The organism is Lysobacter brunescens, assembly GCF_042677005.1.
Lineage (GTDB): Bacteria > Pseudomonadota > Gammaproteobacteria > Xanthomonadales > Xanthomonadaceae > Lysobacter_I > Lysobacter_I brunescens.
On record NZ_JBHTIF010000001.1, the window covers coordinates 1,409,540 to 1,432,375 of the forward strand.

General features: G+C 69.5%; 22 protein-coding genes. 9 read left to right on the top strand and 13 right to left on the bottom strand.

From position 1 onward, the window contains the following. Positions 1-42: 42 nt before the first annotated feature. The 3 genes from ACFQ0E_RS06060 to ACFQ0E_RS06070 all read left to right on the top strand — a co-directional run bounded on the left by ACFQ0E_RS06060 (position 43) and on the right by ACFQ0E_RS06070 (position 4,630). Positions 43-636, top strand: a complete 594-nt coding sequence (locus ACFQ0E_RS06060) for a hypothetical protein (RefSeq protein WP_386822776.1) — start codon at positions 43-45, stop codon at positions 634-636. Between the two features lie 149 nt (positions 637-785). After that, positions 786-3,254, top strand: coding sequence for a winged helix-turn-helix domain-containing protein (locus ACFQ0E_RS06065; protein WP_386822777.1), 2,469 nt, complete (start codon positions 786-788; stop codon positions 3,252-3,254). A 143-nt stretch (positions 3,255-3,397) separates the two neighbouring features. Next, positions 3,398-4,630 (top strand): XVIPCD domain-containing protein, encoded by a 1,233-nt coding sequence (locus ACFQ0E_RS06070; RefSeq protein WP_386822778.1) that lies wholly within the window; start codon positions 3,398-3,400, stop codon positions 4,628-4,630. Between the two features lie 27 nt (positions 4,631-4,657). On the opposite strand, the gene ACFQ0E_RS06075 is transcribed toward ACFQ0E_RS06070, so the two are convergent. From ACFQ0E_RS06075 to ACFQ0E_RS06110, 8 genes are all read right to left on the bottom strand, one after another. Next, a complete protein-coding gene (locus ACFQ0E_RS06075) occupies positions 4,658-5,317 on the bottom strand; it encodes an ABC-type transport auxiliary lipoprotein family protein (RefSeq protein WP_386822779.1) in 660 nt (219 codons plus the stop codon). Between the two features lie 5 nt (positions 5,318-5,322). Further along, a complete protein-coding gene (locus ACFQ0E_RS06080) occupies positions 5,323-6,249 on the bottom strand; it encodes an MlaD family protein (RefSeq protein ID WP_386822780.1) in 927 nt (308 codons plus the stop codon). 1 nt (position 6,250) lies between these two features. Beyond that, complete coding sequence (locus ACFQ0E_RS06085) at positions 6,251-7,054, bottom strand: ABC transporter ATP-binding protein (protein ID WP_386822781.1); 804 nt, start codon at positions 7,052-7,054, stop codon at positions 6,251-6,253. Next, the gene (locus ACFQ0E_RS06090) at positions 7,051-7,410 is read right to left on the bottom strand and encodes a hypothetical protein (RefSeq protein WP_386822782.1); all 360 of its coding nucleotides are present in this window, start codon (positions 7,408-7,410) and stop codon (positions 7,051-7,053) included. The genes ACFQ0E_RS06085 and ACFQ0E_RS06090 overlap by 4 nt, the downstream gene beginning before the upstream one ends. Continuing rightward, entirely contained in the window at positions 7,410-8,528 is a 1,119-nt protein-coding gene (locus ACFQ0E_RS06095; protein ID WP_386822783.1) for an ABC transporter permease, read from the bottom strand. The genes ACFQ0E_RS06090 and ACFQ0E_RS06095 overlap by 1 nt, the downstream gene beginning before the upstream one ends. A 58-nt stretch (positions 8,529-8,586) precedes the next feature. Further along, positions 8,587-9,225 carry a heme biosynthesis HemY N-terminal domain-containing protein gene (locus ACFQ0E_RS06100; protein ID WP_386822784.1) on the bottom strand — a complete coding sequence of 213 codons (639 nt, stop codon included), beginning with the start codon at positions 9,223-9,225 and terminating at the stop codon, positions 8,587-8,589. Beyond that, positions 9,222-10,283: a hypothetical protein gene (locus ACFQ0E_RS06105; RefSeq protein ID WP_386822785.1), complete on the bottom strand. Its 1,062-nt coding sequence runs from the start codon at positions 10,281-10,283 to the stop codon at positions 9,222-9,224. The genes ACFQ0E_RS06100 and ACFQ0E_RS06105 overlap by 4 nt, the downstream gene beginning before the upstream one ends. A gap of 73 nt (positions 10,284-10,356) precedes the next feature. Next, positions 10,357-11,046, bottom strand: a complete 690-nt coding sequence (locus ACFQ0E_RS06110; RefSeq protein WP_386822786.1) for a uroporphyrinogen-III synthase — start codon at positions 11,044-11,046, stop codon at positions 10,357-10,359. A gap of 224 nt (positions 11,047-11,270) precedes the next feature. Between ACFQ0E_RS06110 and ACFQ0E_RS06115 the strand changes: the two genes are divergently transcribed. The 5 genes from ACFQ0E_RS06115 (at position 11,271) to ACFQ0E_RS06135 (ending at position 14,574) form a co-directional block, all read left to right on the top strand. Further along, the gene (locus ACFQ0E_RS06115) at positions 11,271-11,774 is read left to right on the top strand and encodes a YiiD C-terminal domain-containing protein (RefSeq protein ID WP_386822787.1); all 504 of its coding nucleotides are present in this window, start codon (positions 11,271-11,273) and stop codon (positions 11,772-11,774) included. Positions 11,775-11,805: 31 nt separating this feature from the next. Continuing rightward, the gene (locus ACFQ0E_RS06120; RefSeq protein ID WP_386822788.1) at positions 11,806-12,240 is read left to right on the top strand and encodes a hypothetical protein; all 435 of its coding nucleotides are present in this window, start codon (positions 11,806-11,808) and stop codon (positions 12,238-12,240) included. 118 nt (positions 12,241-12,358) lie between these two features. Beyond that, positions 12,359-12,796 carry a rhodanese-like domain-containing protein gene (locus ACFQ0E_RS06125; RefSeq protein ID WP_137851182.1) on the top strand — a complete coding sequence of 146 codons (438 nt, stop codon included), beginning with the start codon at positions 12,359-12,361 and terminating at the stop codon, positions 12,794-12,796. Positions 12,797-12,981: 185 nt separating this feature from the next. After that, positions 12,982-13,479: a protein-export chaperone SecB gene (secB, locus tag ACFQ0E_RS06130; RefSeq protein WP_386822789.1), complete on the top strand. Its 498-nt coding sequence runs from the start codon at positions 12,982-12,984 to the stop codon at positions 13,477-13,479. 36 nt (positions 13,480-13,515) lie between these two features. Continuing rightward, the gene (locus tag ACFQ0E_RS06135) at positions 13,516-14,574 is read left to right on the top strand and encodes an NAD(P)H-dependent glycerol-3-phosphate dehydrogenase (RefSeq protein ID WP_386824058.1); all 1,059 of its coding nucleotides are present in this window, start codon (positions 13,516-13,518) and stop codon (positions 14,572-14,574) included. Between the two features lie 98 nt (positions 14,575-14,672). Here ACFQ0E_RS06135 and ACFQ0E_RS06140 read toward each other — a convergent pair whose 3' ends face one another. The 4 genes from ACFQ0E_RS06140 to ACFQ0E_RS06155 all read right to left on the bottom strand — a co-directional run bounded on the left by ACFQ0E_RS06140 (position 14,673) and on the right by ACFQ0E_RS06155 (position 17,918). Next, positions 14,673-15,257, bottom strand: coding sequence for an outer membrane beta-barrel protein (locus tag ACFQ0E_RS06140; RefSeq protein ID WP_386822790.1), 585 nt, complete (start codon positions 15,255-15,257; stop codon positions 14,673-14,675). 232 nt (positions 15,258-15,489) lie between these two features. Further along, a complete protein-coding gene (locus ACFQ0E_RS06145) occupies positions 15,490-16,047 on the bottom strand; it encodes an OmpO family porin (protein ID WP_386822791.1) in 558 nt (185 codons plus the stop codon). Positions 16,048-16,206: 159 nt separating this feature from the next. Then, positions 16,207-16,845 (bottom strand): bifunctional 4-hydroxy-2-oxoglutarate aldolase/2-dehydro-3-deoxy-phosphogluconate aldolase, encoded by a 639-nt coding sequence (eda, locus tag ACFQ0E_RS06150; protein WP_386824060.1) that lies wholly within the window; start codon positions 16,843-16,845, stop codon positions 16,207-16,209. A gap of 35 nt (positions 16,846-16,880) precedes the next feature. After that, positions 16,881-17,918: a sugar kinase gene (locus ACFQ0E_RS06155; RefSeq protein ID WP_386822792.1), complete on the bottom strand. Its 1,038-nt coding sequence runs from the start codon at positions 17,916-17,918 to the stop codon at positions 16,881-16,883. Between the two features lie 180 nt (positions 17,919-18,098). Here ACFQ0E_RS06155 and ACFQ0E_RS06160 point away from each other — a divergent pair, with 180 nt between their 5' ends. After that, complete coding sequence (locus tag ACFQ0E_RS06160) at positions 18,099-21,035, top strand: TonB-dependent receptor (protein WP_386822793.1); 2,937 nt, start codon at positions 18,099-18,101, stop codon at positions 21,033-21,035. Positions 21,036-21,226: 191 nt separating this feature from the next. Here the strand turns inward: ACFQ0E_RS06160 and ACFQ0E_RS06165 are convergent, their stop codons facing one another. After that, on the bottom strand, positions 21,227-22,834 hold the full coding sequence (locus ACFQ0E_RS06165) for a carboxylesterase/lipase family protein (protein WP_386822794.1): 1,608 nt from the start codon (positions 22,832-22,834) through the stop codon (positions 21,227-21,229). Positions 22,835-22,836: the final 2 nt, after the last annotated feature.

Genomic DNA, 22,836 nt, shown 5'->3' on the forward strand with positions numbered 1-22,836 from the left:
GCCGCGTAAGATGCGTTTTTCCGCCATCGCCCGGGGGAGCGCATGCGCAACGACGATTTCAATCCGTACAGCCCGCCGACGGCGGCCATCGAGCCCATGTTCGGCGGTCTCGCGCCAGAGGGAGAGGTGAAGGTCTGGCGGGACGGCAACGAGCTCGTGGCCCTGATCGATGCGCCGCTGCCGCCGCGCTGCGTGAAGTGCAACCGTCCGGTCCACGGCACGATCAAGCCGCGCACGTTCTACTGGCATTCGCCGTGGTTGTTCCTGCTGGTCCTGATCAACCTGCTCATCGCCCTCATCGTCGTGGCGATCGTGCGCAAGAAATCGGTCCATCCCGCCGCGCTGTGCGAGGCGCACGCGAAGGCGCGCGGGCAGATCATCCTCGGCGCCTGGGCGACCGCACTGGCCGCGCCGTTCATCGGCGGCGGCATCGCCGCCATCGCCGGGGACCTGGGCGGGCTCGTCGGTTCGGGCGTGGCGGTGCTGCTGGTGCTGGGCGCGCTCGTTTTCGGCAGCACGAAGGGACGCGTGATGCTGCCGCGCCGCATCGACAAGCGCATGGCCCGATTCACCGGCTGCAGCGAGGAATACCTGCGCGCGCTGCCGATCCTGCCGGTGCAGCTGCGACGCCGCTGAACAGCGACCTTTCCTGCCGGCAGCACCGCTGCTGCCCGGTCTGCGCTCCGTCTCCACAGGGCCCGCCGTCGACGCCGGATGACCGACCCATGACGGGTGTCATGGTCGTGCACCTCCGGAGAGGCTGCCGGAGCGCATAGACTGGGTCCATGCCATCACACGACGGATCGAGGCAGCCGGTGTTCACGGGCTTCAGGCTGGGGTCGCTCACGATCGATCTCGACCAGGGCGTGGTGCTGTCCGCGGAGGGCGGGGCCAGCGGGCTGACGCCGCGTGCGGAGGACCTGCTGCTCCTGCTGGCACGGCGGGCGAACATGCTGGTCTCGCGCGAGGACATCCTGGAGACCGTCTGGGCCGGGCGGGTGGTCGAGGATGCGGCGATCACCCACTGCGTGTGGCAGATCCGTCGCGCGCTCGGCGGCGACGGCAAGGACATCCTGCAGACCCGTCCCAAGCGTGGCTACGTGCTGGTGGTGCCGGACGCAGCCTGGATCCGGCCGGCCGCGCTCCCGTCGATCGAGGCCCCGTCGACCGAGGCCCCGGCGGACGTGGCGCCCGTCGTCCCTGTCGAGCCCGCCGCCCCGCCGCAGCGCGGTAGACGCCGGAGATGGCCGCTGGTCGCGGCTGCGGCGCTGGCGATCGCGTGTGCGGGGCTCGTCGCTTGGCGGGTGTCGTCGCCCGCGGACGAGGCCATCGCGTTCGATCCGCACATCGAGATGAGCGTGGCGGTCGTCGCCCCCTCGTCGCTGTCGTGGCTGCGCGACACCCTGCTGCGCGATGCGATCGAACAGGCCCACCTCCGCGACGTGGAGGTGGTGGTCTTCCAGGGCGCGCAGACACGCAATCCGTTCCGTGGGCCGCACCTGCAGGTGCAGATCGTGCAGGCCGAGCCGCGCGCGCTGGAGGCCGAGCTGTCGCTCGCGCAGGGCGACGCCATGCTCCGCGAACGCTATCGCGGCCCCGCGGAAGGCCTGGCGGCCGCGATGCGCGCACTGCTGTCGCGCCAGATGCCGGTGCCGATGCGGACGCAGGGCGCGGCGACCGACGCCTACGTGGCCGGGCGTCTGGCCGAAGCGCGCTTCGATCGCGCTACCGCCGTGCTGGAATTCCGGCGTGCGCTCGCCCTGGATGCCGGGATGGCGGATGCGCGCATCGCCCTGGCCGGCCTGCTGTTCGAGCAGGGCCAGGCCGACGAGGCCCGCGACGTGGCCCGTACGCTGGCCGGTCCGGGCGCCGACGACCCGGTGCGTCGCTGCCGGATCGAACGCCTGCTGGCGCGGGTCGAGCCCGACCGTCTCGGTCCCGCGCCCTGCGCCCGTGCGGCGATGGTCGCGCGCGTCGAGCGCCTGCAGCTGCGCGACGCCCTGCGCGAGATCGAACGGTTGAACGCCGCGCCGGCCGGTGCCGGTGAATGGCTGGAGCAGGAGGATGCCTACATCCTCGCCCTGCTGCGCCTGCAGGAACTGGAGCGCGCGAAGTACGAGATCGATCGCGCTCGCGCCGTCGCCGAGCGGGCTGGCTGGCGCCATGCGGCGCTGCGCCTGGGCACCAACCTCGGGCCGCTGCACATGCATCGCGGCGAACGCCGTGCGGCGGCCCGGGCGCAGGCGCAGGTGGCGGACGGGTTCGCCGCGCTGGGCGACACCGGATCGGCCGCCGAGAGCCGGATCTGGGTGCAGCGCGCGGAACCGATCGTGCCGGGCCCCGCGCTCGCCGCGCGCCGCGAAGCCCTGCGCGGCATCGTCGCCCAGGCGCGCGGCTCCGGCCGGTTGCGCGCCGAGATCGAGGCCCTGCTGCTGCTCGCGAGGATGGACCGCGATCGACCCGACGCCTGGCGTGCGCACCTCGATCGCGCGCGCGCCCGCATCCGCGAGGCGCGTCTGGATGGCGGCAACAGCCTGCATCCCTACTTCGTGGTCGGCGAAGTCGTCGGCGCGCGTCGCTACGGCGAGGCGCTGGTCGAGATCGATGCCCTGGCGCGCGTGCCGAGTCCGCATCCGCGCGCGCAGGCCTGGGCTCTGTACCTCCAGGTGGAATCGCACTTCTGGCGCGACGAGATGAGCGACGCGGTCGCCGGGATCGACGCGATGGAGCGGGCCGGCCTGGACATCACCGCCTCGCCCAACCCCTGCTTCCATGCCTGGGTGCTGACCGAGGCCGGGCGCCGTGACCGTGCGAGCGCCTACCTCGAGCGCTGCAACGACGGCGCGCGCAGCCACGAACAGACCGATTTCGGCCTGGTCGCCGCCGCGCGCCAGCGCATGCTGGATGGCGAGTCGCGCGCGGCCTGGACGCTGCTGCGCCCGCGTCTGCTTGCTCTGCTCGCGCTGCCCGAACCCACTCGGCAGGAGGGCGAGGCCCTGGCGCTGGTGGCCCGCCACGCGGCGCTCCTGCCCGAGGCCGACCCGGCGCTGCTGGCCCGGGCGACGCAGGCGGTCGACCGCATCGCGGCCCTGGATGGCGCCGGACCGGGCCTTCGACTGGGCGCGCAGCTCCTCCGCGACGCGCTGTGCCGGCGATCCGCAGCCTGTCGTCCTCGGCCCTTGCCCGGCTGGGCGGCCGAGGACCGCTTCGCGGCCCGGCTGACGGCCACCTCGGGGGTGCTGGCAACGCGTTGATCGGAAAGGACAATCTTTCCGAGAGCTTTTCCGCAGGATGCCGAGAGGACTTGAGCGGGGCGGGATGCGACACAAGGGGCGCCGAACGGGACCGTATGGACCGACCGACGCACCTCTTCCCCCGCAGACAAGGAGCACCCGCAATGTCCGACCCCTACGCCAAAGACGCCCAGATCTTCACCTTCGGCGTGCACGGCACCATCAACACCCCCGAGAACGTCCGCGAGGTCACCCAGCGGATCAGTGCCGCCGTGGGCAGGACCACCGAAGGCGCCAACCTCTGGGACAACGGTTTCGACTGGCGCGCCCGTACCGAAACCGTGATGCGCCCGCAGTTCGACCCCCAGGGCATCTACATGGGCGAGGCGCCCGTCTCCCAGAACGTGCCGGGCACCGCCCACCAGATGAACGGCACCCGCGACCGCGAGATCGCTTCGGAGCGCTTCGCCGCGCACGTGCTGCAGCAGGTCGACAACGCGATCGAACGCGGCGATCTCGACCGCAACAAGCCGCTGACCCTGAACCTCGTCGGCTTCAGCCACGGCGGCAACGTCTCGATCCTGGCCTCGGACGAGATTTCCGAAGGCATGAAGCAGCGCGGCATCAACGCCGCGATCCACGTCACCACGCTGTCCACCCCGGCCTACACCTGGGGTCCGGAAAACCCCGACACCGCGCGCGACCGGGTGCAGGCGGACGGCGTGAAGTTCGCGCACACCCACTTCAACACGCCCGGCGACGGCGTGATCCGCCTGGCGATGGCGCGTGCGAACTACAACACCGAAGTCACGCGCAACTACGACTTCCCGAACGCGCCGTTCGGCGCCAACGGCCTGGCCAACCACGGCGCGGTGCAGAGCGTGCCGGAGATGATGGATGCCGCCGCCGAGACCATGCGCCAGCGTTTCAACGGCCTGGCCCCGGCGCAGCAGCGCAGCGATGCCGGCGAACAGGACGTGCGCGTGGCCGGCGTGACCCCCGCGACCCCCGGCGCGGCAGTGGACTGGAACCGGTTCAATGCCGATCCGATGATCCAGCAGGCCTCGACGGCGCTGGCGCGGGCGGTGCCCGATGCGCCGCAGGACACCCAGAACCCGAGCCTGCTCGCGGGCATCGCCGGGGTCGCGGCGGAAAACCGCTTCAAGTCGATCGGCGACGTGGCCTTCGGCCAGAACGGCCAGACCGCTTTCGTCACCGATCGCGAGAAGACCGACCCGGCCGCACGCGTCGCGCCCGTCGACATGGCCCTGGCCAGCAAGCCGACGGAGCAGGTGATGGATCGCTTCGCCGCGGCGCTGGACACCTCGCGTACGCAGGCCGTCGCGCAGGAGACCCAGGAACAGCAGCAGCGCCAGAGCGCGCCGCGCATGGCGTGAACCGGCGCAGCGTCGGCTGGGGCAGGCTTACCTGCCCCGGTCGCTGCTGCGTCCGCCTTCGGCCAGCACCCAGCCCACCATCGCGGCGGACACATCGCCCAGGCCCTGTTCGAAGGCGCGGTTGATGCGCGGCACGTCGGTGCCTTCGGCGGGCACGTCGGCCTCGAACACCCGGCTGGCGACGATGCGGTTGTCGGCGTTGTGCACCAGGCGCGCGCCGACGGCGATCCGCACGGTCGGCGTGCCGGCGTCGGCGTAGTCGGACTCGAAGCGGCGCAGGTCCAGCAGCAGTTCGTAGCGCGGGCTCACGCCTTCGCCGCGCCGCGCGACGCCGGCGAAGCGACCGCTGTCGATGAAGGCGCGCATCAGCGCGTCGTGGACGATGTCCGGCGCAGGCTGCGTCCACGCTGCGCCCTTGTACACCTGCAGTTCGCCGGCGCGCGGGCGCACGAGGATGCGTGCGGAGTCGCTGCTGGCGTCGGCGACGGGACGGGCGATCTGCAGTTGCCAGTCCGCCTTCGGCCAGGCGGCGTCGATGGCCACGCGCGGCTCGGGGCGATAGAGCGCGATCGGTTCGTTCTTCGGCAGGAGGCCGCAGCCGCCGAGAGCGAGAAGCGCGGACAGCGCGGCGAGTCGCAGCGGTGCGTGAAGTCGAATGGAGGCGCTCGATCGGCGCGATGGGCTCATGCGGCTCATTCGGGTTCGAATTCCTTGGGCTTCTGTCGACCCAGCACGTAGCCGGCCGGGTTGTCGTCGAGTCGCGTGCTGATCCGGCGCAGGTCGCGTACCAGCACGCGCAGTTCTTCCAGCGTCGGCCCCAGCTGCGCCAGGCCATCCTCGGTGAAATTGCGGATCGCGCCGCGATTCTCGTCGAGCAGCGAATTGGCGTTGCCGGCGGCGGAATCGAGCCGGGTCAGCGTGCTGTCGAGCTTGGCGATCAGGCCCGGCAGTTTGTCGACCAGCTCGCGGTCGATGTCGGCGATCGCGCCTTGCGTCGTGTCCAGCGTTGCGGCGAGCTTTTCGCTCGACACGCGGGCGTTGCTGATCAGCGCGCCGAGGTCCTGGCGCTGGTCTGCGATCGCGCCGGTGGCGTTCTCCAGGTTCTTCAGGGTCTCGGTGATGTTGCGGATGTTGTCTTCGCTCAACACCTGGTCGAGCCGCGTCACCAGCTTGTTCGCGGTCTCGGCGATGTTCTGCAGCGCCGAGGCTTCGGTCTCGATGACCGGCACGTCGTCGCCGTTCTCGCTGGCGAGCAGCGGCGCGGTCGGGCTGCCGCCGGTCAGCTGGATGAAGGCCGTGCCGGTGAGCCCGGTGAACGACAGCTTGGCGTGGGTGTCGGTCTTCACCGGTGTTTCCGCGCGCAGCTTGACCCGTGCGATCACCTTGCGCGGATCGTCCGGGTCCAGGCGCAGGTCGTCGACGGTGCCCACGCTGATGCCGTTGTACTGCACGCTGCCGCCTTCGGTCAGGCCGGTCACGGCTTCGTCGAAGACCACGTCGTAGTGGCGCCAGTCCTTGGCGGAGGTGTACTTCGCCGCCCACAGCCCGAACAGCAGCATGAAGGCCGCCGCCGCGAGGGTGAAGGCGCCGATCAGCACGTAATTGGCACGGGTTTCCATGTCAGTCTCTCGTCTCGACGATGCGGCGGTGGCCGTCGCGCGCGGCGCGCCCGCGGGGACCGTTGAAATACTCCTGCACCCAGGGATGGTCCATGCGCTCGATCTCCGCCAGCGGGCCGACCGCGATCACGCGCTTCTCGGCGAGCACGGCGACGCGGTCGCAGATGGCGTACAGCGTATCCAGATCGTGGGTGATCAGGAACACGGTCAGGCCCAGCGCCTGCTGCAGGGTGCGGGTGAGATGGTCGAAGGCCGCAGCGCCGATCGGGTCCAGCCCGGCGGTGGGCTCGTCCAGGAACAGCAGCGGCGGGTCCAGCGCAAGCGCCCGCGCCAGGCCGGCGCGCTTTCGCATGCCGCCGGACAGCTGCGACGGCAGCTTGTCCAGCGCATCCGGCGGCAGCCCGGCCAGCTTCACCTTCAGCAGCGCCAGTTCGTACAGCAGCGATTCCGGCAGCTCGGGATGGTGTTCCTTCAGCGGCACCTGCACGTTCTCGCCCACGGTCAGCGACGAGAACAGCGCGCCGTCCTGGAACAGCACGCCGGTATTGCGCTCGATGTGGCGGCGGTCCTCGTCGTCGCGCGAACGCCCGTCGACGCCGAGCACCTGCACGTCACCGGCGTCAGGGTCGCGCAGGCCGATGATCGAGCGCAGCAGTACCGACTTGCCGCTGCCCGAACCGCCGACCACGCCGATGATCTCGCCCGGTCGCACGTCGAGGTCGAGCTTGTCGTGCACCACCTGTTCGCCGAACTGGTTGCGCAGGCCGCGGACCTGGATGATGGGTTCAAGCGTGGAGGCCGTCATGTCGAGCGCTCTCCGGGATGCTCACTACGACCAGCAGGCATCGCGAGCTGCAATTGACTGCCGGCAATGTTCATGGCATCGATGAGATCGGCTTCTGCTTTGCTGTCGACCATGACCGTCAATGCGACAAGTTCTCTCTCCGGCTGCCGTATGAATTCGATGCCTGCAACATCGAGGTTCATCGTGATGGCGCTGTTGAGAGAAATCTCGATCTGCATGCCTGCTCGCACGGCTCCAGACTTGATCTCACCCGCGATGACATAGAGCGATCTGCTCGCCAAGTAACAGGTCGATTTCACCTCGAAGAGAGCGGTCTGCAGATCGCCATCAATGCGGGAAGAGGTCGTTGTCGCCATCACCACCCCACCTGCATGAACCAGATCGCCGCGAACGCGTCGAACACGATCACCAGCGAGATCGTCTGCACCACGCTCGACGTGGTGCGCTCGCCGACCGATTGCGCGGTGCCGGTGACCTGCAGGCCTTCCAGGCAGCCGATCAGACCGATCACCATCGCGAAGACCGGGGCTTTGGCCATGCCGACCAGGAAATGGCGCAATTCCATCGTTTCCTGCATGCGGCCGTAGTAGGCCTGCATCGGGATGTCCAGGCTGGTCATGCCCACCACCATGCCGCCGAGCAGGCCGGCGAGCATCGCGATGAAGGTCAGCAGGGGCAGCATCACCAGCAACGCGATCAGGCGCGGGATGACCAGCAGGTCCACCGGGTCCAGGCCCAGCGTGCGGATCGCGTCGACCTCCTCGCGGTTGACCATCGAGCCGATCTGCGCGGTGAACGCGCTGGCGGTGCGTCCGGCGAGGATGATCGCGGTGAGCAGTACCCCGAACTCGCGCAGGAAGGAAATGCTGACCAGCTCGACGACATAGATCGATGCACCGAAGTCGGCGAGGATGTTCGAGCCGAGGAAGGCGATGACCGCGCCGACCAGGAACGACAGCAGCGCCACCAGCGGCACCGCATCCAGGCCGACCTGCTCCATGTGGTGCACGGTCGAGATCGCGCGCAGGCGGCGCGGCTGCACCACCGTGCGGCCCATCTTCGTCAGGGTTTCGCCGAGGAAGCTGACCAACGCGACCACTTCGCGGGCGTTGTCGTGCACCGCATGGCCCAGGCGTTCCAGCGCGGCGGCGAAGCCGTAGGTTTTCTTCGCCTTCGGCCGGCCGTCGCGCACGTCCTCGATCACCTGCACCAGCGCGCGATGGTCTTCGTGGAAGCGCAGCGCATCGGCATCGAGGCCATTGCGGCTGGCGTGGCGCAGCAGCTGCAGGACGCCCAGCGAGTCGAGTCGCGCCACGCCGCTGGCGTCGAGCATGCGCGCATCGTCGGGCAGTTCGCGCAGCGCAGCACCGATCGCGAGCGCGTGCTGCAGCGTCCATTCGCCCAGCAGACGGACGTGGCCCGCGTCCTGCGGATCCGGTTCGATGCGGGGGGCGGTGGCGGCGGGGGGCGTCATCGGGTGTCGGGCATGCGTTCGCGGCAGGATAGCCGAGGGCGCGGCGCGTGTGCGTCGCTCAACGGTCGCCCGCCAGCGGCGATGGTTCAGCCGGCGGCGCGTCGTTGTCGGGCATGTCGTCGGGCGTGCCGTCCAGCATCGCGCGCAGCGTCGCCACGCGCGGCGGTGCGTTCTGCGCATCCAGCGACGCCAGTGCGTCGCGTGCGTCGTCGAGGCGGCCATCGGTGAGCGCGAGGTCGGCCAGTGCGAGCGCCCGCGACGCGGCATGGCGTTCGGGCAGCGCCTGCAGATGCGCCACGGCGGCGGCCAGGTCCCCGCGCGCATGCGCGGCGCGCGCGGCAGCCACGCGTGCGACGACCGCGAACTGCGGATCCTGTGCGGCGACATCGAGCAGGGACTCGGCCTTCGCATGCTCGCCGCGATGCAGCGCATCCAGGCCGTCGGCCAGTCGCGCGCGCGCCGCGCGTTCGCGTCGCGAGCGCCACAGCCGGAACGGCAGGGTCGCCAGCTTCCACAGGCCCCACAGCGCGCCCAGTGCGAGGCACAGCATGAGAAGGCCGCCGGCGAGCGTAGTCTCGATCTCGGTGCCGAGATAGCGCACCAGCACGAATCCGGGATCCTGGATCAGCGCCTGCGCCAGCAGCGCGCCGGACAGCGCGAACAGTAGCCACAGCAGCAGGTTGCGGAACAGCGTCATCCGCGCCCCGCGCGCTGCGCGCGCAGCAGTTCGAGCGTGCTGCCCAGGGTCGGCATGTCCGCGACCAGCGGAAGCGCGCGGAGCCTTTGCAGTTCCTTGCCACGGCCGCCGCCGCGGGGCCACAGCCGGGGCAGCCAGGCCTCCGCCCGCGTGAGCGCGGCGCGGTAGGCCGTCGCGTCGCGTCGTTCTGCGGCGGCGCGCGCGAGCGAGAGTTCCAGCTCCAGGCCGATGCGCGCGGCGGCGCGGTCGTGCGCGGACACCGCCAGCGCCTCGTCGGCGCGACGCACCTGCACCAGCCGTGCGAGCACGCGTTCCCACCACGGCGCAGCGGCATCGACCGCAGTGCCCTGCGCGGGCGCCGCATCGTCCGGCGGCAGCGCGCGCGCGAAGGCGTCGAGGCCGGCCAGCGCTTCGAGGCCCGGATCGATGTCGAGGGTGTCGAGCGCCGCACGCTCCTGCGCGAGCGCCTGGCGGAGATTCAGCGCGGCCGGGCTGTCGACACCCTGCAGCACGCCTGCGGCCAGCGTATACGCGCGGCGCGCGCCGTCGAGGTCGCCGGCCAGGCGCAGGCGCTGTTCGCCCATGGTCAGCAGCAGTTCGGCCTCGTCCATGCGCAGGGCCTGCGCGCCGTGGCGGCTGGCGTCGGCGAGCTTCGCGACCTGGTCCTCCAGCACGGTCGCGCGCTGGCCCATGCCGATCAGTTCGTCGCGCAGCACGCGGTTGGTCGCATCGGCCTGCTGCAGGCGCTGGCTGTGGCCGCGCACGTCGCGACGCAGGCTGTCCACGCGCGATTGCATGGCGTCGAGCTGCTGCGCGGCCTCGGCCTCGGCGCGGGCTTCGCGCTCGGCGCGTTCCTGCGCCACATGCCACAGCCAACCGCCCCCGGCGGCGATGGCGAGCACGAAGACGGCGATCGTCAGGCCGTTGCGTGACGCCGTCGGTGCGGGCGCTGGCGGCACAGGCGGTGTCGTGGCGGCCGGCGGCGTCGGGGGTGTCGGCGTGGCGGCGGACGCCGGCGGGCCGGGTTCGGCGGACTGCGGCGTGTCGTGTTCGGTCATGGCGTCGCGCGATGGCGGGTGGGGCGCTCGCGGGCATGTTACGGCAAGGGGGGAGCGCCCGCCGCTGCCGCGTTCAGCTGTCGCGCGCCGCGCAGGCCAGCAGCTGCGCGGGACGCGGCCCGTCGGCGATGCGCACGTCCGCGCAGCCGGCCTCGCGGGCGAGCGCGGCCAGGCGTTCGCTGGCCGCCAGGATGCGCGCGCCGCGCAGTCGCGCGGAGATGTCGTCCGGCACTGCCGCCAGGATCGTCGTCAGCGCCTCGCCGCTGCTCACCGGTAGCAGCAGCGGGCCGTCGAATGCGCGCAGTTGCGCCAGCGCGCGCGGCGAGGGCGCGATCGGTTCACGGGCATAGACGTCCGCGCGATGCACGCTGGCACCGCGTGCGCGCAGGGTCGGAGCGATGCGGTCGCGGCCGCCGGGCGCGGTGAGCAGGCCGACGACGAGGCCGCGCACCGGCTGCAGCACGTCGAGAGCCAGCAGGCCTTCGCTGTCCATGCGTTCGGGCGCGTGGATCCGGTCGATGCCGGCCCGGCGCAGCGCCTCGGCGGTGGCGCTTCCGACCGCGCAGAACGCCTGGCCGCGTCGTGCGCGCAGCGTGGCCAGCGTGCTCGCCGCGCGCACCGCGGCCGGACTGGTGGCGATCACGATGTCCGCAGCCAGCGCGGCGCGCAGCGCCCGGCGCGTGTCGGGATCGTCGCGCACCGCGATGCGCCACGGCGACAGGGCCAGCACCCGCAGGCCGTGTGCGGCGGCGGCACGGCGCATCGCGCCGTGGTCGTTCGCCGGGCGCAGCGATACCACCAGCGGCGCGCACGCAGCGTCCTGCCACCGTGCGGCATCGTATGCCGTAGCGGATGTGTAGCATGGGCGCGGGCTGCGGGATGGCGACATCCGGGCAGCTTGGCCATTCGATCCCTGGCCTGCAACACACGCTGGGCAACACCACGCCCCGCAAGACCAAGTCCCCGCAAGACGAGCCCCCGCACCCGATGTCCAACGCCGCAGTCCTGCATGCCCCCACGCATGCCTCCCCGCATGCCCATGACCCGCTGCACGCCCTCGAAGACGAACTGCTCGCCATGCCGCCGGTGGCCGCCCTCGGCCTGCGCGTGGCCGGGCTGGACGATGCCGGCCGCCTGCGGCTGCGCGCGCCGCTCTCGGCCAACGTGAACGACAAGGGCTGCGCCTTCGGCGGCAGCCTGACCTCGCTGCTGACCCTCGCCGGCTGGGGCCTGATCAGCCTGCGCCTCGCCGAAGCCGGCCTCGACGCCGATGTCTTCGTCGCCGACAGCGAGATCCGCTATCGCGCCCCCCTGTACGGCGACCTGGAAGCGGTGGCCGCGCTGGCCGATGGCGAATCCTGGGACGCCTTCCTCGCCACCCTGCACAGCCGGGGCCGGGCGAGGCTGACGGTGCAGGCGACCGTACCGCTGCCTGAAGGCGGGGTGGCGACCGAGAGCCGGTCGCGTTACGCGGCGATCCTGAAGCGGTAGCATCCGCCGGACGCCTTTCGCAGGATCCGACATGCCCGCCGCCGCCCCGATGCGACTCCTGACCCGCCTGCTCGTGCTCGTCCTCCTGCTGTCCATGGCCGGCATGGCGATGGCGAGCAAGAAGCGCAGCACGCTCGAGAAGAACCAGTACGCCTACTCGGCCGCGATCCGCTGGGGCGACTTCGAGGGGGCCTGGTCGCTGGTCGATCCCAAGGTCCGCGAGGAGAAGCCGATGACCGCTGCGGACTTCTCCCGCTACGAACAGATCCAGGTCACCGGCTATCGCGACCTCGCCGCCATGCCCGGCCCGGAGCCCGGCACCGAACTGCGCGAGATCCAGATCGAGGTCGTCAACCGCAACACGCTCACCCAGCGCCGCGTGCGTTTCACGGAAATCTGGCGCTACGACCCCAAGACCAAGGCCTGGTGGGTCGCCGGCCTGCCGGACTTCTGGGACGGTCGCTGATCGGCCTGTCCGCCGTGTCTCCGGCGGGCGCGCCGCCTGCGGTTTTGCCAGCGCGCCCGGGGCAGGCGACAATGCCGCCCCCAACGCGGCCCCGCCGCGCCGACTGGTCAGACTTCCCGTGAATTTCGAAGAACTGTGGGCCTTCGCAGGCCGCAACCCCGTTTACAGCATCGCCCTCGGCGGCCTGACCGTGGCGATCATCGTCAACGAGCTGTCGCGCTTCTTCCGCAGCTACAAGACCCTGCGCCCCGCCGAACTGGTCCTGATGATCAACCGCGAGAACGCCCTGGTCGTCGACCTGCGCGCGATCGCCGACTTCCAGAAGGGCCACATCGCGGGGTCGAAGAACGTGCAGATGAGCCAGTTCGACCCCGAAGGCAAGCAGCTGGCCCCGGCCAAGGCCCTGCCGGTGGTGCTGGTCTGCCAGAACGGCGTGACCGTGACCGGCGCAGCCAAGCGCCTCAAGCAGGCCGGCTTCCAGCACGTGCACATCCTCGATGGCGGCATCACCGCCTGGCAGGCAGCCGAACTGCCGCTGGTCAAGGGCAAGGGCTGACGCCCCCGGCGCCCGGCCCTCCGGGGCCGGGACGATGCCGTCGAGGTTGAAAACCGCGCGGGCGCTCCCAGATCGGATGGAGCCGTGGCGACGGCCCGGACCGTCCAGGTCCCTCCGGCGCCTCCCCGCCGGTGCCATGCCATAATCGACCTCTTTTCCGCCTTTCCCCTTTCAGGAGCCCTGTCATGTCCGAACCCGTCGCCAACGGCGCCGCCGAAAACAATGGCCCGACCTTCGCGGTCGAGAAGATCTACGTCAAGGATGTCTCGTTCGAAGCCCCCGGCGCGCCGCAGGTGTTCACCGAACAGGGGCAGCCCAACCTCGAGATGAACCTCAACCAGCGTGTCCAGCGCGTCGCCGACAACCTGTTCGAAGTCGAACTGGGCGTCACCCTGAGCTGCAAGCTGGCCGAGAAGACCATCTACCTGGTGGAAGTGCGCCAGGCCGGCCTGTTCGGTCTCGGCGGCTTCGACGACCAGACCCTGGACGCGATGCTCGGCGTGCATTGCCCGAACATCCTGTATCCGTACGCCCGCCAGACGGTCAGCGACCTGATCACGGCCGGCGGCTTCCCGCCGTTCCTGCTGCAGCCGATCAACTTCGAAGCGCTGTACGCTGAAGGCCTGCGCCAGCGCGCCGCGCAGCAGGACCTCGCTGGTACCGAGACCGCCGGCAACGCCTGATCGGCGTCCGCTGGTGATGCAGACGGGGCGCGCATGATGTCCGGACACCCGACCTACACTCCGGATGGCGATGCCGCCAGACCCGCCGTCGCCGTCCTCGGCGCCGGCTCCTGGGGCACCGCACTCGCCGCCCTGATCGCCCGGCACGGTCACCGCACCGTGCTCTGGGGTCGCGATCGCGACACCGTGGCGGCCATCGACGGCCGCCACGAAAATCCCCGCTATCTGCCGGGGATTCCCCTGCCAGACACCCTCCGCGCCACGCCCGACCTCGCCGCTGCCCTCGACGGCTGCGACCTGGTCCTCGTCGTGACGCCCTCGCACGCCTTCGCCGAAACCCTGCATGCGCTCGCGCCGCTACGCCCGGCCCATGCCGGCGTGGCCTGGGCGACCAAGGGCTTCGAACCCGGCTCCGGCCGGTTCCTGCATGAAGTCGCCGGCGGCATCCTGCCCGACGACGTGCCGCTGGCCGTGGTCACCGGTCCTTCGTTCGCGAAGGAAGTCGCCGCCGGCCTGCCGACCGCGCTCACCGTGCATTCCGACACGCCCGCCTTCGCGCAGCAGGTCGCCGACACGCTGCACGGACCCGCGTTCCGCGCCTACACCGGCGAGGACATGCTCGGGGCCGAGCTCGGTGGCGCGATGAAGAACGTGCTCGCGGTCGCCACCGGCGTCGCCGACGGCATGGACCTCGGCCTGAACGCCCGCGCCGGGCTGATCACGCGCGGTCTCAACGAAATGCTGCGCCTCAACGTCGCCATCGGCGGCAAGGTCGAAACGCTGATGGGCCTCGCCGGCCTCGGCGACCTCGTGCTGACCTGCACCGGCGACCTCTCGCGCAACCGTCGCCTCGGCCTCGCGCTCGGCCGCGGTCAATCCATCGCCGACGCCGTGCGGGAGATCGGCCAGGTGGTGGAATCGATCCAGACCGCCGATGAAGTCATGCGCCAGGCGGATCGACACGGCGTCGAGCTGCCGATCACCTCCACCGTGCGCGACGTGCTGCACGGTGGCATCACGCCCGCCGAGGGCCTGCGCCGGCTGATGGCGCGCGAACAGAAACCCGAATATCCCACGGGCCTGTTCGGCGACTGATCCTTCCGCTCCTTCTGCCTCTGGAAACGACAACGGCCCCGATCGGGGCCGTTGCGCTGTTGGCTGCCGCACGACGCGACAGCCAGGCGATCGCGATGTCAGAAGCTCGCGCGGACGCCAAGCGTGTAGCGCGAGGCCAGGTCGCCGGCTTCGACTTCGCCGACGATGCCCCAGGTCTCGTTGATGATGAGCTGGCCGCCGAGCGTGCCGCTGAACTCGCCTTCGTAATCGCTGCCGTCGACGTAGTTCGCCTTCACCCAGCCTTCGAAGTTGTTCGAAAGCGCGCCGCGCAGGCCGAGCGAGAGGCGGGCACCGTCGAGGTTGTCGCGGAAGAGGTCCGAATCCAGCTCGGTGTGCTGGAAGCCGAGCTCGGCGGTGAGGTCGGCGTTGTCGAACACGGTGTGCCGATAGCCCAGGCCGATCTGCATGTCGCGCGCGTCGATGTCGACCGCCAGGTCGTCGTTGCGCGCCCAGGCGTAGCCGCCGTAGACGTAGAAGTTGTCCGACAGCTCGATCGAGGTGCGGATGCCCACGCCGTCGAAATCGAGGCTGTCGGTGCCGTCATCGACGCTCAGGCGCTGCACGCCCGCTTCGACGTAGGTGAAACTGCCCAGGCTGTCCCGGGCGGACGCCGCGAACGGCGTGATGGCCAGCAGCATTGCGGCCGCGAGGAGCTTCTTCATGGATGTCCCTGACTTGCGGATGGTGTTGTGGGTCCTGTCCGCGCCCTCCGGCGCGGGGCCGCCGAGTGTACCCAAGCGTACGCCGATCCGCCCGGACGGCTGTCCAGAACAAGGAAACCCGGCCGGAGCCGGGTTTCCAGGTCGCGTTGCGGAGGGGAGGGCCGCAGTGCGCGAAGGGCGGATGTGGGGGCGTCCGCCACGCCTGCACGGGTGCGTGTCGCGCCGTCGGGCCTTACCAGGTGAAGCGGGGGCCGACGAACCACTGGGTGTTGCCATCGGCGAACTTCACGTCGCCGTTGAGGCCCCAGTTCTCGTTGAACTTCACGTTCGCACCGAGGCGGCCGTAGAAATCGCCGTCGAACTGCTCGTAGTCCTCGTAGCCGGCCATCGCGTAGCCTTCGAAATGCGAGGCCAGCGCGCCGCGAACGCCGACTTCGGCGCTGTAGCCGTCGAAGTCCAGGCCGGAGCCGAAGTTGGTCTTTTCATAGGCGACGCGGGCCACCAGATCCGCCTTCTTGGACAGCTCGTGGTTGAAGCCGACGCCGAGGCGCCACTGGTCGAAGTCGATGTTGGTGTCGTCGATTTCCTGGTTGCTGTAGGCGCCGAACAGATGGAACTTGGGATGGACCGCGACGGAGGCGTCGATGCCGTAGCCCTTGGCATCGGCACTGCCGTCGCCGTTGGTGGCCGCGTAACCGCCCTGCACGTGGTTGTAGGACACGCCTTCCGCTGCCGATGCGGCGAACGGGATGGCGGCAAGCAAGGTGAGGGCGAGGAGGGTGCGCTTCATGGAATGACCTCTTGTTCTGTTGTCGTGTGTGAGGCCGTCGCGGAATGTGGGACGTGGGGGAGAGAGAAGCATTCCGATCCGGTGATGCGCATTCTCGGCATCGGCGCCTAACGAAACCTTAATTTTCAGGTCCCGGCATCGGGAACTTTCGGAAAGCGTTCAGGCACGTCGCAGCGCGGCGGCATTGCGCGCAAGCGCATGAATCGCAGCCCAATCGCGCATGCGCACGGAGTTCGCCGGCACCATCCACGAACCACCGACCGCGAAGACGTTCGGCAGTGCGAGATACGCAGGTGCCTTCGCTGCATCGATGCCGCCGGTGGGGCAGAACCGCACGTCGCCGAAAGGGCCGGCCAGGCTGCGCAGCGCCGCGACGCCACCGCTGGATTCCGCAGGGAAGAACTTGAAACGTCGGTAACCCAGCTCGCGCGCGACCATGAGGTCGCTCGCCGTGGCGATGCCCGGCAGCAGCGGCATCACATGGCCGTTTCCGGCGCGCAACAGTGCAGGCGTGGCGCCGGGCGAGATCGCGAATGCGGCGCCGGCGCGTGCGACTGCATCCAGGTCGCGCGCATCCAGCACGGTGCCTGCGCCGACGATGGCGCCGGGTACGCGGCGCATGCGTTCGATCGCCTGCAGCGCGACGGGGGTGCGCAGCGTGACTTCGAGCACCGGCAGGCCGGCGTCGACGAGCGCGCGGGCCAGTGGTTCGGCATCGTCGAGCGATTCGACGACCAGCACCGGCACGATGCACGTGCGTTCGAAGAGTGCGTCGAGCGCCGCGCTGCGCGCGCCGATCGTGCCTGTTTCGAGAGAGGTGTCTTCGAGGTCGCTCATCGCTTCACGTCCAGTCGATCGTTGCGCACCAGGGCCTGGACATCCTCGACATCGGACAGATGGAAGTCCCCGGGCTGGCTGTGCTTGAGGCAGGCGGCGGCGAGACCGAAGGCAAGGCTGTCCCCGTCGTGCATGCCGGTGAGCAGTCCATGGAGCACGCCGGCTGCGAAGGCGTCGCCGGCGCCGATGCGGTCGACGATGCCTTGCAGCGCGCGCGCAGGGGCGACATGCAGTGCGCCATCGCGCGTGGCCATCAGCGCGCCCAGGCCGTGGTCGTCGACGCTGTGCTGCGTGCGCACAGTCGTGACGATGCGCTGCAGACGCGGGAACGCATTGAAGGCGCGCGCTGCCGCCGACGCGAAGCGCGCGCCGGGTTCGACGAACTCGGCATCATGCGCGTCCCCGCCATCCTCGCCGAGCACGACCGCGATGTCGCGATGATCCGCGAAGGCGAGCGCGGCTTCGCCGATGAGTGCGCGCAGAATGGTCGCAGGATCGCCGTCCCACGCAGCCCAGAGTTTCGCGCGGAAATTGCCGTCGAACGACACCAGCGCGCCGGCTTCGCGCGCGGCACGCGCGGCGTCGATCGCGGCATCCGCCGTGGCCTGGCCGAGCGCGGGCGTCACGCCGGAGACGTGGAACAGCCGCGTGCCCTGCAGCAGTCGCGGCCAATCGTAGGCATGCGCGGGCGTGGTCGCGAATGCGGAACCTGCGCGATCGTAGAGCACTTCGCTGGGACGCAGTCCCGCGCCCTGCGAGAGGAAATAGAGGCCCATGCGACCGGGTGCGCGACGCATGCGCTCGACATGCACGCCGTGCCTGCGCAATTCGCCGAGCGCGGCTTCGCCCAGTGCGTTGTCCGCGACCGTGCCGAGCAGCTCGGCGTCGTGTCCGAAGCGTGCGAGCGAGACGGCGACGTTGGCTTCCGCGCCGCCGACATGGACATCGAATGCAGGATGCTGCAGCAGGCGTTCGCGGCCCGGCGCGGACAGGCGCAGGAGCAGTTCACCGAAACAGGCGACGGGGTGTGGCATGCGTCCTCCTCATGGGATGGCATCATGCTGCTGCGTTGCAGCATGCAATGCGGTCTGGGTTTTGATAGCGTCTTTGGCCAGCGGTGTCATTCGGTGCCGCCCGGGGCCATCATAACCTCGGTCCGATGCTGGCAGATGCTGGAATCCGCAGAGATCGGGCCTGCTTCTTCAAGAAAGGGGATGTCGATGCACAGGCAGTACGGCAGGAAAAAGACACCGGTTACCATTCTCGCCGCCTCGATCGGCCTGGCGCTGCAGTTCGCAGCGCTGTCGGCGAGCGCCCAGGCGCAACAGGCGCCTGCGACGGAGGGCGAACCAAGCGGAGAAGACCTGGACACCATCAAGGTGACGGGCTTCCGCGCCAGCCTGATCCGCGCGCTGGACGAGAAGCGCGATTCGGCCGAGCAGATCGATGCGATCGTCGCCGAGGACATCGGCAAGTTCCCCGACCAGAACCTGGCCGAATCCCTGCAGCGCATCCCGGGCGTGTCGATCGACCGCGATGCCGGCGAAGGCCGCTCGATCACCGTGCGCGGCCTCGGCCCGGACTTCACCCGCGTGCGCCTCAACGGCATGGAAGCGCTGTCCACGACAGGCGGCACGGACAGTTCGGGCGGCGCGAACCGCGGACGCGGTTTCGATTTCAACGTCTTCGCGTCCGAGCTGTTCAGCAACCTCACGGTGCGCAAGACGCAGTCGGCGGAGATCGATGAAGGTTCGCTCGGCGCGACCGTCGACCTGCGCGCGGGTCGTCCGTTCGACTACCGCGAATTCACCGCGACGGTGAGCGGGCAGATGAGCTACAACGATCTGTCCGGCGACTGGGATCCGCGTTTCGCGGGCCTGATCAGCAACGTGTGGGCGGATGGCCGCATCGGCGCGGCGCTGTCGGTCGCGTACAGCGAACGCGGGCTGCTGGAGGAAGGTTTCAGCGCGGTGCGTTGGGAGCCGAGCAGTGCATCGGGCGGTTTCTGCAGCCCGGTCGGCGTGACCCCGGCCTCGACGGCACCCGGCTCGTCGGCGGCGAACTGCGCGACCGGCATCGCGCGACCGGCCAACACCGCGTCCAACGTCAGTGCGTACAACACCGCGATGGCGCCCGGCGTGTTCCATCCGCGCCTGCCGCGCTACGGGCGCCTGCGCCACGAACAGGAGCGCACCGGCGTGACCGGCAGCCTGCAGTTCAAGCTGACCGACGACACCACCCTGTCGGTCGATGCGCTGTACTCCAAGCTAGAAGCGACGCGCCAGGAAGACTTCCTCGAAACCATTTCCTTCAGCCGCACGGCGGCGCAGGGCGGCAAGCCGCAGACCGAAGTGGTCTCGGCCGAAGTCGACGGTCGCGGGAATCTGGTCTACGGCGTGTTCAACAACGTCGACGTGCGTTCGGAATCGCGCTTCGACGAGCTGGAGACCACCTTCACGCAGATCGGTTTCGACCTGCAGACCCGACTGAGCGACCGGCTGACGATGAACGCGCAGGCCGGGCGTTCGAAGTCCGAGTTCCGCAATCCGATCCAGACCACGGTGACGCTGGACATCCAGAACGTCGATGGCTATGCGTGGGATTTCCGCGGCAACGACCGCACGCCTGCGATCACCTATCCCTTCGACGTGAACAGCCCGACCGCCTGGCAGTGGATCAGCAGTCCGGCAGCGAACTCGACGGGCTCGGAAATCCGCGTGCGTCCGCTCGGCGCGGACAACGAATTCCAGAATGCCAAGGTCAACCTGATCTTCGACATCAACGAGACCTTCGCGTTGAAGGCCGGCCTGGTGTGGAAGGAATACGACTTCGAAACCTTCGAGTTCCGTCGCGCGAACGAAACGCGTGTGCCCGGCCTGCCTGCGGGCGTGTCGGTCGCGGACATCACGCGCACCTTCAGCGGTTTCGGCTCCGGCCTGGGTCAGCCGCGTGGCAACGCGAACGGCTGGTTGATCCCGGATCTCAACGCGATCGCGCGGCTGTTCAACATCTATTGCAACTGCGATCCGACGCCGGGCACATCGGGCGATGGCGACGACTTCCGCCTGGGCAGCATCACCGTCGGCAACGCGCGCGGCAACAACTTCGCGGTGACCGAGACCGACCAGGGCGGCTACGTGCAGCTCGATTTCGACACCGATTTCATCGGTCGTCGACTGCGCGGCAACGTCGGCGTGCGCTATGCCTCCACCGAAGTCGCGGCGATCGGCTATCTCGCCACCGGGGGTGGCAGCCAGGTGGTCGTGAAGAACAGCTACACGGACACCCTGCCGTCGCTGAACCTGGCGTGGGACCTGACCGACGATCTGGTGCTGCGCTTCGGTGCGGCGAAAGTGATGGCGCGGCCGCAGCTGCCGAGCCTGAATCCGGGCGGCACGGTCAACACCACGCTGCGCACGATCACCACCGGCAACCCGCTGCTCGATCCGTTCCGCGCGACGACCTACGACCTGTCGGCGGAGTGGTACTTCGGCGAGAACGCGCTGCTCGGCGTTTCGCTGTTCTACAAGGACATCGACACCTACATCCAGACCCTGCGCGAGACGCGTCCGTACAACACGACCGGCCTGCCGCTGGAGCTGCTGAACCCGGTCGGCCTGCCGGCGGACACGCCGTTCGACATCACCTCCCCGGTGAACACGCCCGGCGGCCCGCTCAAGGGTTTCGAGATCAACTATCAGCAGCCGTTCTCGTTCCTGCCGGGCTTCTGGAGCGGATTCGGCGTGCTGATCAACTACACCCACGTCGAATCCGAGATCGACTACGCGATCTCGCCGACCAGCAGCCTGTTCGTCACCGAGAACCTGGTGAACCTGTCGCCCGATGCCTGGAACGCGACCCTCTACTACGAGAACAAGCGCTTCAGCGCGCGTGTCTCGGGCTCGTACCGCGACGACTACCTGCAGGTCGTGCCGGGTCGCAACAACAACGATGTCGAAGGCAAGCGCGAGACCTTCAACGTCGACGCGTCCCTGAAGTACAGCATCACCGACAATTTCTCGGTCACGCTGGAAGGCATCAACCTCACCGACGAGTTCAACGACCAATTCGTCGATTCGAGCGGAGACCGTGCCTCGGTCTACCACCACACCGGCCGTCAGTTCTTCGTGGGCGCACGCTACTCGTTCTGAAGAAATCCCTCCCCTTTCCATCCCCCTTGGCGGCGCGCCCCTGACGGTGGGCGCGACCGCCTTCTTTTTTTGCGCATTCGCGGGCGTGAAAACTGGGTCGGGCTCACTTCGGAGGAAGCGAACCCGGCCTCGTCTTCTTCACCCGGTTTTCTTCACCACGTCTTCTTCACCCAGTTTCCAACCCGCGATGATCAGAACGTCCCGCGCTGCACGAACGGTGCCTGCTCGTAGAGCCGGCGTTCGCCGCCGCGCGGGTCGTTTTCCACGCGCGTAGCGCGGTCGAAGATCATGGTGGCGCGCTGCGCCAAGTCGTAGCGCGGCCAGTGCGGCAGGCCGGCGTAGTTGGGGTTGCCATGGCGTGCGAAGGCGAGCAGTGCGTCGCTCATCGCATCCGCGACGCGCTGGGCGTCGTCGGAGTTTCCGGTCCGCGAGCCGGGTTGGCGGATGTTGTCGAAGACCAGAGGGATGTCGAGCGTGTGCAGCGCGCGGTCGCGGCCGCCATCGAGCGGTGACGGAAAGTCCAGTTGGTAGACCCAGGTCGGTGCAGCCTGTCGTGCGCGCGCTTCGGCTTCGAGCACTGCGCCACGCCAGGAGCGCCCGGCGGTGGTTGCAGCGAAGAAGATCTCGCTGGGTGTGTCGTCCGGATACAGCCGGCGGTACTCGGCGATCACAACGTCCGTGGGCAGATCGACGTACTGGTGGCGACGCAACGCGTCCGGCAGGGTCGCCCAGGTCAATGCGTGGTGTGCCGGATCCTTGCCGAGGAAGGCCCGGGTTTCGTCTCGGGTGTTGCCGATGATCATCGGGATCGCGGCGGACTGCGGCGGCGCATCGGGATGGAAGGGATGGCGCGGCAGATCGCGGCCATCGAGCACGGGGCCGAAGTACAGGGCCATCTCCTCGACCCGCGAAGGATCGCGTGTGCGGGCGGCGTCGAGCAGTCGCGCGGCCGGCATTGAGAGCAGCGGATCGAGACGATCGGGTGCGATGCCGAGCGCGTCGAGGAACAGCCGCGCGCGCTGCGCGGCAGCGCGCGGCCCGGCGGCAGTGACTTGCTGCCCGCTCATCGTCATCGCGCGATGGAAGAGCCCGGCCGCTTCCGGCATCGCCATCAGCGTGGCGATCTTCGCGCCGCCACCGGATTGACCGAACAGGGTGACGTTGCCGGGATCGCCACCGAACGCTGCTATGTGCTCGCGGATCCAATGCAGCGCGGCGATCAGGTCGAGCTGGCCGATGTTGCCCGACGCGGTGAAGCGTTCGTCGAATTCGCCGAGGTAGAGGTAGCCGAACAGGTTGAGCCGGTGCTGCACGGTGACGACCACGACATCGCCGCGCAGGCAGAGGCGCGTGCCGTCGTAGAGCGGATCGTTGCCCCCGCCGGTGGTGTAGCCACCGCCGTGGATGTAGACCAGCACGGGGCGCTTGGCCTTGTCGGTCGAAGGCGTCCAGATGTTGAGCGAGAGGCAGTCCTCGCTGCCCGGGCCGAGCGCGCCGGATTGCGCGGCGACGGGCCCGAAGTGGGTCGCGTCGCGCACCCCGCGCCAGGCCGGCTCGGGCTGCGGCGGCTGGAAGCGATGGCGCGCAGTGTCCGCGCCGTAGGGCACGTGGCGGAAGGACAGCACTTCGCGACCATCGGCGAGGATGTCGCGAGCGCCTTGCAATCGACCGCCGCGCACACGCACCGTCGGTGTCCTGCCACCGCGTGTGACGGCGAACGTCGACATCGGCATCAGCGCGAGCGCACTGCCGGCCAGCAGCAGGCGGCGTCGTGTCGAATCGATGCCGTCGTGCGCCATTG

Bases quoted from the DNA above. Each gene is read 5' to 3' on its own strand.
- ACFQ0E_RS06075 (WP_386822779.1), bottom strand. From the start codon at position 5,317: ATGAGCCCATCGCGCCGATCGAGCGCCTCCATTCGACTTCACGCACCG.
- ACFQ0E_RS06065 (WP_386822777.1), top strand. From the start codon at position 786: ATGCCATCACACGACGGATCGAGGCAGCCGGTGTTCACGGGCTTCAGG.
- ACFQ0E_RS06120 (WP_386822788.1), top strand. From the start codon at position 11,806: ATGCCCGCCGCCGCCCCGATGCGACTCCTGACCCGCCTGCTCGTGCTC.
- ACFQ0E_RS06070 (WP_386822778.1), top strand. From the start codon at position 3,398: ATGTCCGACCCCTACGCCAAAGACGCCCAGATCTTCACCTTCGGCGTG.
- secB (WP_386822789.1), top strand. From the start codon at position 12,982: ATGTCCGAACCCGTCGCCAACGGCGCCGCCGAAAACAATGGCCCGACC.
- ACFQ0E_RS06145 (WP_386822791.1), bottom strand. From the start codon at position 16,047: ATGAAGCGCACCCTCCTCGCCCTCACCTTGCTTGCCGCCATCCCGTTC.
- ACFQ0E_RS06060 (WP_386822776.1), top strand. From the start codon at position 43: ATGCGCAACGACGATTTCAATCCGTACAGCCCGCCGACGGCGGCCATC.
- ACFQ0E_RS06135 (WP_386824058.1), top strand. From the start codon at position 13,516: ATGTCCGGACACCCGACCTACACTCCGGATGGCGATGCCGCCAGACCC.
- ACFQ0E_RS06095 (WP_386822783.1), bottom strand. From the start codon at position 8,528: ATGACGCCCCCCGCCGCCACCGCCCCCCGCATCGAACCGGATCCGCAG.
- ACFQ0E_RS06085 (WP_386822781.1), bottom strand. From the start codon at position 7,054: ATGACGGCCTCCACGCTTGAACCCATCATCCAGGTCCGCGGCCTGCGC.
- ACFQ0E_RS06115 (WP_386822787.1), top strand. From the start codon at position 11,271: ATGTCCAACGCCGCAGTCCTGCATGCCCCCACGCATGCCTCCCCGCAT.
- ACFQ0E_RS06105 (WP_386822785.1), bottom strand. From the start codon at position 10,283: ATGACCGAACACGACACGCCGCAGTCCGCCGAACCCGGCCCGCCGGCG.
- ACFQ0E_RS06165 (WP_386822794.1), bottom strand. From the start codon at position 22,834: ATGGCGCACGACGGCATCGATTCGACACGACGCCGCCTGCTGCTGGCC.
- ACFQ0E_RS06090 (WP_386822782.1), bottom strand. From the start codon at position 7,410: ATGGCGACAACGACCTCTTCCCGCATTGATGGCGATCTGCAGACCGCT.
- ACFQ0E_RS06080 (WP_386822780.1), bottom strand. From the start codon at position 6,249: ATGGAAACCCGTGCCAATTACGTGCTGATCGGCGCCTTCACCCTCGCG.
- ACFQ0E_RS06100 (WP_386822784.1), bottom strand. From the start codon at position 9,225: ATGACGCTGTTCCGCAACCTGCTGCTGTGGCTACTGTTCGCGCTGTCC.
- ACFQ0E_RS06155 (WP_386822792.1), bottom strand. From the start codon at position 17,918: ATGCCACACCCCGTCGCCTGTTTCGGTGAACTGCTCCTGCGCCTGTCC.
- ACFQ0E_RS06160 (WP_386822793.1), top strand. From the start codon at position 18,099: ATGTCGATGCACAGGCAGTACGGCAGGAAAAAGACACCGGTTACCATT.
- ACFQ0E_RS06110 (WP_386822786.1), bottom strand. From the start codon at position 11,046: ATGCGCCGTGCCGCCGCCGCACACGGCCTGCGGGTGCTGGCCCTGTCG.
- ACFQ0E_RS06140 (WP_386822790.1), bottom strand. From the start codon at position 15,257: ATGAAGAAGCTCCTCGCGGCCGCAATGCTGCTGGCCATCACGCCGTTC.